12 protein-coding genes are annotated in these 12,081 nt (G+C 73.5%); 2 read left to right on the top strand and 10 right to left on the bottom strand.

The window, feature by feature from the left end:
• Positions 1–32: 32 nt before the first annotated feature.
• The 5 genes from APR03_RS18870 to APR03_RS18850 form a co-directional block, all read right to left on the bottom strand.
• A complete protein-coding gene (locus tag APR03_RS18870; protein ID WP_253838113.1) occupies positions 33–1,463 on the bottom strand; it encodes a serine hydrolase domain-containing protein in 1,431 nt (476 codons plus the stop codon).
• Between the two features lie 95 nt (positions 1,464–1,558).
• Positions 1,559–2,371: a nucleotidyltransferase domain-containing protein gene (locus APR03_RS18865; protein WP_253838112.1), complete on the bottom strand. Its 813-nt coding sequence runs from the start codon at positions 2,369–2,371 to the stop codon at positions 1,559–1,561.
• Between the two features lie 38 nt (positions 2,372–2,409).
• Entirely contained in the window at positions 2,410–3,000 is a 591-nt protein-coding gene (gene ybiA, locus APR03_RS18860) for a riboflavin biosynthesis intermediates N-glycosidase (RefSeq protein WP_253838111.1), read from the bottom strand.
• A 52-nt stretch (positions 3,001–3,052) separates the two neighbouring features.
• On the bottom strand, positions 3,053–3,442 hold the full coding sequence (locus APR03_RS18855) for a VOC family protein (protein WP_253838110.1): 390 nt from the start codon (positions 3,440–3,442) through the stop codon (positions 3,053–3,055).
• Positions 3,439–3,915, bottom strand: coding sequence for a MarR family winged helix-turn-helix transcriptional regulator (locus tag APR03_RS18850; RefSeq protein WP_253838109.1), 477 nt, complete (start codon positions 3,913–3,915; stop codon positions 3,439–3,441). Before APR03_RS18850 ends, APR03_RS18855 begins: the two co-directional genes overlap by 4 nt.
• Positions 3,916–3,992: 77 nt before the next feature.
• Here APR03_RS18850 and APR03_RS18845 point away from each other — a divergent pair, with 77 nt between their 5' ends.
• A complete protein-coding gene (locus tag APR03_RS18845) occupies positions 3,993–4,169 on the top strand; it encodes a hypothetical protein (RefSeq protein WP_253838108.1) in 177 nt (58 codons plus the stop codon).
• A 19-nt stretch (positions 4,170–4,188) separates the two neighbouring features.
• Here the strand turns inward: APR03_RS18845 and APR03_RS18840 are convergent, their stop codons facing one another.
• Both APR03_RS18840 and APR03_RS18835 read right to left on the bottom strand, forming a co-directional pair.
• Complete coding sequence (locus tag APR03_RS18840) at positions 4,189–4,614, bottom strand: NUDIX hydrolase (protein WP_253838106.1); 426 nt, start codon at positions 4,612–4,614, stop codon at positions 4,189–4,191.
• Positions 4,611–7,430, bottom strand: coding sequence for a DNA polymerase III subunit gamma and tau (locus APR03_RS18835; RefSeq protein ID WP_253838104.1), 2,820 nt, complete (start codon positions 7,428–7,430; stop codon positions 4,611–4,613). Before APR03_RS18835 ends, APR03_RS18840 begins: the two co-directional genes overlap by 4 nt.
• A 161-nt stretch (positions 7,431–7,591) precedes the next feature.
• Here APR03_RS18835 and APR03_RS18830 point away from each other — a divergent pair, with 161 nt between their 5' ends.
• A complete protein-coding gene (locus APR03_RS18830) occupies positions 7,592–9,145 on the top strand; it encodes an HNH endonuclease (protein WP_253838102.1) in 1,554 nt (517 codons plus the stop codon).
• Between the two features lie 65 nt (positions 9,146–9,210).
• Here APR03_RS18830 and APR03_RS18825 read toward each other — a convergent pair whose 3' ends face one another.
• From APR03_RS18825 to APR03_RS18815, 3 genes are read right to left on the bottom strand one after another with little or no spacing between them, the layout of a single operon-like run.
• Positions 9,211–9,873, bottom strand: a complete 663-nt coding sequence (locus tag APR03_RS18825; RefSeq protein ID WP_253838100.1) for a methionine ABC transporter permease — start codon at positions 9,871–9,873, stop codon at positions 9,211–9,213.
• A complete protein-coding gene (locus APR03_RS18820; protein ID WP_253838097.1) occupies positions 9,870–10,922 on the bottom strand; it encodes a methionine ABC transporter ATP-binding protein in 1,053 nt (350 codons plus the stop codon). Before APR03_RS18820 ends, APR03_RS18825 begins: the two co-directional genes overlap by 4 nt.
• Positions 10,922–11,809, bottom strand: coding sequence for a MetQ/NlpA family ABC transporter substrate-binding protein (locus APR03_RS18815; protein WP_253838094.1), 888 nt, complete (start codon positions 11,807–11,809; stop codon positions 10,922–10,924). Before APR03_RS18815 ends, APR03_RS18820 begins: the two co-directional genes overlap by 1 nt.
• Between the last annotated feature and the right edge of the window lie 272 nt (positions 11,810–12,081).

Raw genomic sequence — 12,081 nt, 5'->3', positions numbered from 1 at the left:
CCCGCCGTACGACCTCGGGATGACGCCGCAGGTCACCCCCGCCGGGCGGTGCCCGTCGCGTGCAGCAGGCCACGCTTCCCGAAGGAGACGTTCCGGTCGATCGTGACGGTCACACCGTCGCCGGCGAACCGCAGCTCCAGGTGCCACTCGAACGGCGTGCCGACGAAGATCATCCGGCCGCGCAGGGTCGACTCGTCGGCCCAGGCGGCGGACGTGGCGACGTCGGCCGGGGCGCCCTGCAGCGTGCAGGTCCCGGAGCTCCACGCGTCGTGCCCGAACCGGACGAAGTGGTCCAGGCCGCCGATGGTGACCGTGAGCTCCAGGCGGCCGTCGTCGGCGCGGCCCAGGGCGAGGGCGCTGACGTCGCGCTCGTTCGCCGCCAGGTCGAAGGTCACGCCGGCCACTGTCGACTCGACGGGGCTCTCCGCCGCCCCGGCAGGCGGGCGGAGGGCGAGCTCGAACGGTCCGGGTTCGGGTTCGACGCCGGGCTCCTCGGCGGTCCAGGCGTCATCGGGCAGCAGCGTCTCCCACACCGCGTCGAGCACGGACTGGAGGTCCGTCAGGCCCGACGTCATGGTGATGACCAGGTCCTTCTCCGGCCAGACGACGATGTACTGACCGAACGCACCGTCCGCCCGGTACGCGCCGTACCGGCACTGCCAGAACTGGTAGCCGTAGCCCTGGTTCCACTCCGGCCAGTCGTGCGGGCCGTTCGGCACCTGGGCGGCGGTGGCCGCGGCCACCCACTGGGCGGGCACGAGCTGCTCTCCTGCCCAGCGGCCGCCCTGCAGGTAGAGCTGGCCGAACGCCGCCATCTCCTCCGTGGTGATCGACAGGCCGAAGCCACCCGTGTCGATGCCGTCCGGGTCCTGCTCCCACTCCGCGTGCGTGATGCCGAGCGGCGCGAGCAGGCGTGGCGTCAGGTAGTCGAGCAGCCGCTCGCCGGTGAGGCGGTGCAGGATCGCCGACAGCAGGTAGGTCGCGCCGGTGTTGTAGACGAAGTGCGTACCCGGCTCGTGGTCCACCGGCTGCGCCAGGATCGACCGTGCCCAGCGCGCGCCGGGCAGCGAGATCGTGCGGTCGATGCCCTCCATCGTGGAGGCGCTGTGGCCGGTGGTCATGGTCAGCAGGTGCCGCACGCGCATGGCCCGCAGGTGCTCACCCGGGTCGGCGGGCACGTCGTCCGGCAGGAGGTCGACGACGCGGTCGTCCAGGCTGAGCAGGCCCTCGTCGACCGCGAGGCCCACCGCCGTGGACGTGAAGCTCTTGCTCACCGAGAACATGGTGTGCGGGCGGTCCGCCGTGTGCGGGTGCCACCACCCCTCGGCGATCACGTTCCCGTGGCGCACGACGAGCAGGCTGTGCACGTCCTCGAGACCGTCGAGACGGTCGACGAGCCGCCGTACCGCCGCGGGATCGACCCCCTCGGCGCGCGGGGTGGACCGGGGCAGGATCCGCGACATGCTGGAGCACGTCCTTTCGCTCGGCGACGCGGCCATTCTTGCCCAGGGCACCGGGCGCGGGAAGGCGGGGACCGGGATACGGACCCCCGGCCCGGTCAGCGCGCGAGCGACCCGCGCACGAGGCTTCGGAACGCGCCCTCGGCGAGCGCCCAGGCCTGGTCGCGACCCGGGTCGGCCGCGTCCGGCGCCGACGCGGCCTCCGCCCGGCGCAGCTCCGCGTCGACGAAGCCGGGCAGCACCTCGGGCAGCACGAGCGAGTCCAGCTCTCGGCTCCGCGCCTTGCGGCGGACCAGGTCGTCGACGGCGGTGCGGACGTCGTCGGGCAGAGCGGCGCCCGCCGCGAGCGTGGGTAGGTCCATCGGCGGCGTCGCGTCGCCCTCGTTCAGGCGCATCCAGCGGAGGGTGACCACGGGGCGCAGCGCGTACAGGAACTTCTTCGCCACCCCGGTGGAGGCGAACAGGGCCAGGCTCTTGGTGCCGACGTGCAGGTAGTGGTGGAACAGCGCACGGCGGTCGGTGACGGCGCCGGCGAGGGCGAGCAGGTCGTCACGGACGTCGATGTCACCCCGGTAGACGATCGGGGACCGCAGCCACTCACCGACGGTCGCGTTGCCCTTGACCATCAGCCCGATCGCCTTGCGGACGTCCCATCCGTTGACGTCGAAGACCTTGTCCAGCGGCGTCTCGATGACGTCGCGCCGGGGGCGGAGGGACACGTATTCGTCGGCAGGCCGCACGTACAGGAACCGGCAGTCGTAGTCCGAGTCCGGCGACGGGAAGCCCCACGCGCGGCTGCCGCTCTCGATGGCCCAGAGGATCCGGACGCCGTGCTCCTGCTCGACGCGGTCCAGGCGTGCGTCGACCGCCCGGACGACGTCCGGGTCCATCGAGTCGGGGATGGTGCGCATGCCGGCACGGTAGCGACTGCGGCGTGCGGCGGTCTCGCTCATTCGGTACCCATGGCGCGCAGCCGTTCCCGGGCCTCCATCAGGGCGAAGCCCAGCAGGTTGAGGCCGCGCCAGTCGGCGGGCCGGTCCGCGGCCTCGTTCCGGGCGCCCATGCCGATACCCCACACGCGGTCGCGCGGGCTGGCTTCCACGAGCACGCGGGTACCGGTACCCAGGAGGTACTCGCGCAGGTCATCCCGGGACGCGAACTTGTGCACGGTGCCGCGCACCACGATCTCGAACCGCTCGCGCACCCACACCGCGTCGTCGAAGTCGCGGACGGTCCGCCCCGCGGCCTTCGCGAGGGCCGGGTTCGGCGCGTCGAGGGCCGCGCGCTCGGCGTCCAGGTCACCGAACAGCCGCGCCTTCTCCGCCATCATCCAGTGCTCCGCGGTGGCGTAGCGGACGCCGTCGACCACGAACGGCGCGTCGTACCACTGGCTCAGGCTGCCGCGGCCGACGCTTCCGTCCGCCTCGGGCCGGTGCCCCCAGAAGTGCAGGTAGCGGGGCGTCGCCCCGGCGTCGACCAGTGTGCGGAGCTCCTCCACGGAGCGGGCGTCGGCCGGGCGGAGCGTGGTGTCGTCGGGCATGACCGGAAGTGTGCCAGGGGTCACTGACACGGCTCGCGCGACCCGGTCAGCCTCAGCCCGCGACGACCTCGGCCTCGAAGCCGTCCTCGTTCTCCAGGTAGGCGGCGTAGTGGTCGGGCCCGCCCGCGTGCGGGTGCCGGTCGGGGAAGAGCAGGGTCCAGCCGTGGGCGGGCGCCTCGTCGACGAGCCGGTCCACCTCCGCACGGCTGCCGCCGTGCAGGGCCAGGTGGTTGAGGCCCGGTGCCAGCCGGTCGTGCACCTCAGCGGCGAGCGCGGGGCTCTGCTCGACGACGACGTAGGTGCCGTCCAGGATCCAGCTCACCCCGGCGGACCAGCGCTGGTGCTCGGTGAAGCCGAGCGTCGTCAGCAGCCAGCCCCAGGACCGTTCGGCGCGCGCGAGGGACGGCACCCAGAGCTCGACGTGGTGCAGGCCGCGCGTCACGGTGCCGCCGCCGCGATCACACGCGTGAGGCTGCGGTGGAGCAGCCCCAGCTCCTCGGCGGACATGCCCAGCCGCTCCATGATCGCCGGCGGCACCCGCACCGCCTGCTCGCGCAGGGCGCGCCCCTGGGGGGTGAGCTCCACGGCGAGCGCCCGCTCGTCGCGCGGGTCGCGTCCGCGGGTCACGTAGCCGATCGCCTCGAGCCGCTTGAGCAGCGGCGACAGCGTGCCGGGGTCCAGCTGGAGCAGGCCGCTGAGCTGCTTGACCGAGAGCGGCGACCGCTCCCACAGCGCGAGCATCACGAGGTACTGCGGGTGGGTGATGCCCATGGGTTCGAGGTGCGGGCGGTAGAGCGCGATGACGCTGCGCGAGGCGACGGCGAGCGCGAAGCACACCTGGCGGTCGAGGGCGAGCAGGTCCTCGCCCCCGGCCGGGCTCTCCGGGGCGGACGGCGTCGTGGGCGTGGCGGTCATGTGGCTCCTCTCGAATGTTGACCAGGCTATCAGTTGGTGTGCAAACTATTGGTACACCAACTATGCGGAGGTACGGCATGCGCAACCCCGACGGGCTGACCCTGGGCTACCGGATCAGGTGGCGGCTGCTCTGGCTGCTGCTCCACGTGGCCGGGCCGGCCCAGCAGCCGGAGGAGACCGACCCACGCCGCCGGATGGAGCGCGAACGTGCCGCGCTCGTCGCACGCAACCGGGCCGAGCAGACCGATCTCTGACATCCTCCGCTCGTTCGGCTCAGTGCCCGGCCGCGACGAGCAGGTCCCGGGACAGCGGCGCGATCGGATAGCGCGTCACCGGGTCCGCGGGATCGATCCACACCAGCTCCTCCAGCTCGGCCCGGACCACGATCTCCACGTCGGGACGCAGCCGCACGCGGTACGCGTACGCGTCGACCACGTGGTCCGGCTCGTTGGCGGCGGGCGCACCGAACCGGCCGAGACTCTCCACGTCCGCCGGATCGAGCTGCAGGCCGACCTCCTCCTCGACCTCCCGCAGGAGCGCCGCCAGCGGCTCCTCACCCGGTTCGATCTTGCCGCCCACCTGCATGAACGATTGCGTGCCCCGCTTCCGGACCAGCAGGTGGCGCCCGTCCGCACGCTCGACCACGACGGCGACGATGCGCAGCGTGGTGACCGGGCCCGCGGCACCGTCTCCGCTCACGCCTGCTCCACGATCTCGTCGATCACCGTGCCGCCCAGCACCTGGACGACCAGCGGGACCCCCACCAGCCCGGTCGACGTGATGTCAGGGTCGTCGGCGGAGGGCTCGTCGTAGAAGTCGGGCCCGTCGGCCCCGGCCGCTGTCGGGCTCGGGGTCGAACGTGCCTCGGGGCCACCGTTCGCGGCGCGTGCCCGGCGCTCGTTCGCCTGGCGCAGCGCCTCGCGTGCACTGACCGCACCCGACATCGCGGGACGCGCGGGCGGTGTTGTCGTGGACGGGGTTGTCGTGGACGCGGGCGGGGCCGACTGGGCGGGGCGTGCGGGCCGCGACGGGGCCGGCTCGTCGTACACCGGCTCGGGTTCCGGCATGTCGTAGTCCGCGGGTGGCTCCGTCGCGGCGGCACCCGCGAGCCAGGCCTCGTCGGCCGCGCTGGACGCACTGGTCACCGACGGCGGGCGAGCCCCGGGTCGAGCGGGCGTGGGCCGTCCGGACTCCGGCCCGGACGGCTCGGGCCGGGAGGGCTCGGGCCGTTCGGCGACCGCGACACCGGTCGCGGCCGACGCCGTCGCGCGGACGGCGTGCGCACCGCCGGCGGCGTCTGGACCGGAAGCGCCGGTGCCGGGTGCGCTGGAGCCGGGTGCGCTGGAACCGGGCCTGCTCGTCCCGGTGCCGCCCCCGGCCGCCGCGCCACCGACGGCCACGGTCCCGACGGCGGCCCCCGCCGTCGTGCCGGTCGCGGCGGCAGCCGCCGCGCCGCCACCCGGTGCGGGCACGTCCGGCCAGTCCGAAGCCGCTGCGACCGGTGCCGCGCGCCGGACCTCGGCCGACGGACCAGCCTGCGCCACGGGTCCGGCACCGGAACCACCGGGCGAGGCCTGGCCTGCCGAGCCGCCGGACGGGCCACCCGGTCCGCCGCCCGCGGCACCGCCACCCGATCCCCCGCCACCGGACGGCCCCTCGTCAAGGGTCGCCTCGACTCGCACGCGGATGCCCAGCGTCTGGTAGACCGCCTCTTCCACGGCGCTCGTGTGCCGGGCGTTGGAGAACGTGCGGGCGAGCCCGGGCGCCGCGAAGCCGAGCTTCAGCGTCCCGCCCTCCAACGACGCGACCTGTGCGTTCGGGCCCACGAGGGACCAGGTCACGCGCGCGACCGCGAGCGCACCGAGCACCTCGGGCCAGCGACGGCGGACGGTCTCGGTCGTGACCTCGGGCTCGACTCCCTGAGCCGGAGCTGCCACCGGCGCGGCGGCACGGGGCTCGGGCGTCACGTCCGGCTCGGTCTCTGCCGGGCGTGCCCCTGCGTCGGACTCCGACACTGCCGGCTGCGGGGCAGCCGAGCCCGAACCCGCCGCGTCCGACGAACCGGCGGCGGGGGCGGGCGTCTCAGCGGCGGGCGCGGAGCTCTCGGGCGTCGGCGCGTCCTCGGCGGCGGGCGCGGAGGCTTCGGCCCCGGCCGGCGCGGCCGACGGTGTGGAGACAGGTGCGGGCGAGGGCGCGGCGGGTACCTGGGGAGCGGCCTCCGCCGTCGGCCCCGGTTCGCTGCGCTTCCGGCGGGCGTCGAGCACCGCACGAGCGGCCGCGGGCCCGGTCAGCCCGCTCGCGGGTGCCTGGTCCGCAGGGGTGGCGGCACCGGCACCCGCTGCGACGATCCCGCCTCGCTCCAGACGGTCGATGCGCGCGGCGAGCCCCGCGGCGCCGTCGTCGGCCCCCGGCAGGAGCAGACGGGCGCACAGGAGCTCGAGGTGCAGTCGCGGGGACGTCGCTCCGGTCATCTCGGTCAGTGCTGCGTTCACCAGGTCGGCGGCGCGCGACAGCTCGGCCACGCCGAGCCGTCCGGCCTGCGCCCGCATGCGGTCGAGCTGGTCGCTCGGGATACCGCGCAGCACGGCACTGGCGGCGTCGCCCGAGACGCCGATGACGATGAGGTCGCGCAGACGTTCCAGGACGTCCTCGACGAACCGACGAGGCTCGTGCCCCGTGGCGATCACCTGGTCCACGACCCGGAAGATGGAGCTGCCGTCGCGGGCCGCGAGCGCATCCACGACGTCGTCCAGGAGGCTCGTGTGGGTGAAGCCCAGCAGGCCGACGGCGAGGTCGTAGTCGACGACGCCGCCCGTCGCCCCGGCGATGAGCTGGTCCATGACGGACAAGGAGTCTCGTACCGAACCGCCGCCGGCGCGCGTGACCAGCGGGAGCACGCCGCTGGTCACCTCGATGCCCTCGGCCGCGCAGAGCTGCTCGAGGTACGGCGACAGCACGTCCGGCGGCACGAGCCGGAACGGGTAGTGGTGCGTGCGCGACCGGATGGTGCCGATGACCTTGTCCGGTTCCGTGGTCGCGAAGATGAACTTGATGTGGGGCGGCGGCTCCTCGACGATCTTGAGCAGCGCGTTGAAGCCTTGCGGCGTCACCATGTGCGCCTCGTCGAGGATGAAGATCTTGTAGCGGTCGCGAGCCGGGGCGAACGTGGCGCGCTCGCGCAGGTCACGCGCGTCGTCGACACCGTTGTGCGACGCCGCGTCGATCTCCACGACGTCGAGCGACCCGGGGCCGCCGCGCGCCAGCTCGACGCACGACGGGCACTCCCCGCAGGGCGTGTCGATCGGCGACTCCGGAGTGTTCTTCGCGCAGTTCAGCGTGCGCGCCAGGATGCGGGCGGACGTCGTCTTGCCGCAGCCGCGCGGACCGCTGAACAGGTAGGCGTGGTTCACCCGCCCGCTACGCAGGGCCTGCATGAGGGGACCCGTGACGTGGTCCTGGCCGATCACCTCGGCGAACGTCTCGGGCCGGTAGCGGCGGTAGAGGGCGGTGCTCACCCCCGCAACGATAGACGCCCCCACCGACACTCGTGAGTCAGCCGTCCACAGCCTTGTCGGCCGGGCGGTCGCGGTTGTCCACAGATCTGCCGCCCGTCCAGCAGATCGAACGAATGTGCCATACGGTGGTGACAGGTACATGCGACGGAGGGAGGTTGAGGATGACGCATCAGCATGACGGCCGGCCCGTCGACGTCGGTGCCGCCCGGCTCGCAGCTCTGCACGCCTGGCTCCTGACGGCGCCGAAGCCGGGAGCCGACGCGGCACGGATCGACACCCTGCGCGCACTGGAAGAGCTCAAGGCGGCCTGCGTCGCAGTCCAGGCGCAGGTCCTGGTCGAGCTGCACGACGACGCCCTGTCGGCGGCCCGCGAGCACGCTGCCGACCCGGCAGGTCATCACGACCGGGCGGGCCGGCAGATCCCGGTCACGGTGCGGTCGGCCGAACGGGACGCGACCGCGAGCACGGTCCAGCAGGCGGCCCGGGCGCTCCGGGTCTCACCGCACCGCGCCAGGACCCTGCTCGGCGCGGCTCGCGTCTGGCACGAGGAGATGCCGCACACCCTCACCTCGCTGCGTGCGGGTCTGCTCTCCGAGGAGCGCGCCCTGATCCTGGTCAAGGAGACGGCGTGCCTCTCCACGGAGGACCGCTCGCGGATCGACGCCGACCTGTGTGCCGACCCGGCGACCCTGCACGGCGTGGGAACACGTCGCCTGGTCGGCCTGATCCGGGTCCGCGCCAACCAGCTCGCCCCGGCCGCCCTGGCCGAGCGAGCTGAGCGGGCAGCGGCCGGGCGGTGCGTCACGATCCGTCCGGCGCCTGAGGCGATGTCCTACGTGACGGCGCTCCTGCCCGTGGCCCAGGGGGTCCAGGTCTATGCCGCCCTGCGCCAGGTGGCCGAGTCCGCTCGCGGGACGCGTGGCGACGAGCGCTCGCGCGGCCAGATCATGGCGGACACCCTCGTCGAGCGCGCCACGGGGCAGGAGCACGCGACGGACGTCCCCGTGGCGGTAAACCTCGTCGTGTCGGACGCAGCGCTGCTGGCCGGCGGCGAGGAACCGGCGGTCGTCCTGGACGACGACGGCGCGGGGCACGGCACCGTCCCGGCGGCCGTCGCGCGCCACTTCGTGGCCGGCGGCCTGGACCTCGACGCCGCCTGGATCCGCACGGTCTACGCCACGGCGGACGGCGACCTGGTCGGCACCACGAGCAAGCGGCGGTTCTTCGCCGGTGGGCTCGCGGACCTGCTCCGTGTGCGCGACCAGGGCACGTGCCGCACACCGTGGTGCGACGCACCCGTGCGGCACCTCGACCACGTCAGCCCGGTGGCGGTCGGCGGCGCCACGGAGCTCCGGAACGGCCAGGGCCTGTGTGCGGCGTGCAACCTGGCCAAGGAGGCGCCCGGCTGGCGGTCCACGGCCGGCCCCGACCCGGAGAGCGGCCGCCACGCCGTGGTCGCCACGACTCCGACCGGGCACCGGTACCGTTCGGTCGCCCCGCCACCGCCGCGGCCGGCCGATCGGGCACCGGCTCGACCTCGGACGACCGAACGGACAGCACCCCGGTCCAGCCCGAGCGGTGCGATCCCCCGGCCGCGGACGCCCGCCGCAGCCGGAAGGGCAGCCGACCTCAGTGGGCCGGCACATCCGTCCAGTACAGCGACGGCCGGCAGCCGATCTCACCGGGCTCGAGCGAGACACGCAGGAAGTCGGTGAACCGGACCGGAGCACGGTCGCCCGCACGGACGACCGTCGCCGAATGTCGCCGAAAGCCCCCGGCGCTACCGCCGCAGGGCCCGCCGCGCGAGGGTGTTGCCGAGCCACTGCACCACCTGGACGATCACCACGATGATGACCACCACCACGGCGGTCACCGCCCAGTCGTACTGCCGGTAACCCTGGACGATCGCGAAGTCGCCCAGTCCGCCGGCACCCAGGTAGCCGCCGATCGCGGACATGTCGAGCACGCCGACGAACAGGAAGGTGTAGCCGAGGATCAGGGGGGCGAGCGCCTCGGGCACCAGCACGGTCCGCACGATCCGCAGCGGCGACGCGCCCATGGCCCGCGCCGCCTCCACCACACCGGGGTCGATCGAGACGAGGTTCTGCTCCACGAGCCGGGCGAAGACGAACGTGGCCATGAAGGACATCGCGAACGTGAACGCCTCGATGCCGATCGTCGAGCCGATGACCGCGCGCGTCAGCGGCCCGAGAGCCACCAGGAAGATGATGAACGGCACGGGGCGCACCACGTTCACCGCGAGGTTCAGCACGGCGAACACGGCGCGGTTCTGCAGCAGGTTGCCCGGCCGGGTCAGGTACAGCCCGAGCCCGAGCGCCAGGCCCAGGAAGCCACCGATCAGCAGCGTGATCAGCACCATGTAGGCCGTCTGGCCCGCGGCCTCCCAGAGCAGCGGCGTGAGCCGCTCCCAGTCCTCGGTCATGCGTCAGCCCTCCCGTGGTCGTCCACCCAGGTCACGGCACGGAGCGCCGCGACGGCGGCCTCCACGGAGCCGCCGTCGCCGACCAGCTCCACGGTCAGCGACCCGTACGGCCGCTCGGCGACCTCCGTGATGCCGCCGTACACGACGGTGCCGTCCACGCCGTGCTCGCGCAGCGTGCGCGTGAGCACGGCGGACGAGCCGGCCACCTCGTCCACGCCGACCGTCACGATGTGCCCGGTGTGCCGGGTCCGCAGCCGGGCCAGCACCTCGGGCGACGGCCGGTCGCGCAGCGCGGTGGCGACGAACCGGCGGGTCGTGTCGTGCCGGGGCGCGCTGAACACCTGGTAGGCCTCGCCCACCTCGACCACGCGCCCGCGCTCCATCACCGCCACGCGGTGGCAGATCGAGCGCACCACGTCCATCTCGTGCGTGATCACGACCACGGTGATGCCGAGCTCACGGTTGACGCGCTGGAGCAGGTCCAGCACGTCGCGCGTGGTCTCGGGGTCCAGGGCCGACGTCGCCTCGTCGGCGAGCAGGATGCGCGGGTTGGTCGCGAGCGCGCGGGCGATGCCCACGCGCTGCTTCTGCCCGCCCGACAGCGTGGACGGGTAGACCCGCGCCTTGTCCGCCAGGCCGACGAACTCCAGCAGCTCGGCGACCCGTGCCTCCCGCCGGGCGCGCGGCCAGCCGGCGACCTCGAGCGCGTAGGCGACGTTCCCCGCGACCGTACGGGAGGCCAGCAGGTTGAACTGCTGGAAGACCATCCCGATCCCGGCCCGGACCGGCCGCAGGCGCGACTCGTTCAGGGCGGCGAGCGAGACGCCGTCGACCACGACGTCGCCGCTCGTGGTGCGTTCGAGGGCGTTGATCAGGCGCACCAGGGTCGACTTGCCCGCCCCCGACTGCCCGATGACGCCGAAGATCTCCCCCTCGTGGATGTCGAGGGTGACACCGTCGACGGCACGCACCTCCGCGCCGCTCCCCCGGCCCGGGAACACCTTGGCGGCGTCCTGGAACCGGATGATGCTGCTGGTCGCCGCAGGCATCAGGAGGCGTCCTCCTGGATGCCGGCCAGGATCTCCTGCAGCTCCGAGGCCGGGTTGTCCTTGATGACGCCGGTGCCGCCCGAGGCCTCGATCACACCGTCGGTGACCTCCGGCGAGTGGTAGATCTCGACGAGCTGCTGGAACACCTCGTTGTCGGCGTCGGCCCCGCGGGCCACCCACACGTTGATGTACGGCTCGGCGGCGGACGAGTCGGGGTCGTCCGAGAAGATGGCGTCCTCGGCGGTCAGGTCGGCGTCGCCCACGAAGTCGTTGTTGATGATGGAGGCGTCGACGTCCTGCAGGGCGAGCGCCGTCTGCGCGGCGTCCACGGGCGTCACGGTCACGCGGGACTCGTCCTCGAGCACGTCGGCAGGGGTGGAGAACGCGGTCCCGCCGTCGCGCAGGGCGAGCAGGCCGGCCTCCTGGAGCACGAGCAGGGCGCGCGCCTGGTTGGTGTCGTCGTTCGGGATGGCGATCTCGCCGCCGTCGGGGATGTCCTCCACGCTGTCGTGCTTCAGCGAGTAGAGGCCCAGCGGGTAGACGGCGGTGGCCGCGATCGGCGTCAGGTCCGAACCCGTGGCGGTGTTGTAGTTGGCGAGGAACTGCAGGTGCTGGAACTGGTTGAGGTCCAGGTCTCCGTCGGTCAGCCCCTGGTTGGGGAGCTGGTAGTCGCTGAAGTTCACCAGCTCGACGCTGATGCCCTCCTCCTGGGCCAGGTCGGTGAAGGTGGTCCAGTAGTCGTCGCCGGAGTTGACGACGCCGATGCGGACCGGGTCGTCGGCCGAACCCGTGGCGGGGGCGGCCTCGTCGGAGCCGGCGCACGCGCTCAGCGCGAGGGCGGTCGTGACGGCGAGGCCTGCGGACAGGACAGCGGTGAAGCGAGACATGGGTGGTCCTCTCGGAGCGCACGGACGCGGGTGTGCCTGTGCTCAGGATGCGGGGGTCCGGCTGCGTGCGCAGGCCGGGATGCGTCGGCGGGCCACGGCCATCAGCAACGTGGCGAGCTCAAGAACGGTGCGGGTGCGACCCTCGACGGGCCGCGGGAGGGTGCTGCGCGCTCAGCGCTCGCACATTCGCCCGCCGCGCACGCGGCCACGACACAGGACGTCGCGGCAGGTGCGCGACGTCGTGGCGGCGGTCCGGGTGCGGGTCATGCGGA

Source organism: Promicromonospora thailandica (assembly GCF_024171955.1).
Taxonomy (GTDB): Bacteria; Actinomycetota; Actinomycetes; order Actinomycetales; family Cellulomonadaceae; genus Promicromonospora; species Promicromonospora thailandica.
Note: the sequence above shows the minus strand (reverse complement) of the source record. Positions and strands in the feature narration are given on the sequence as shown.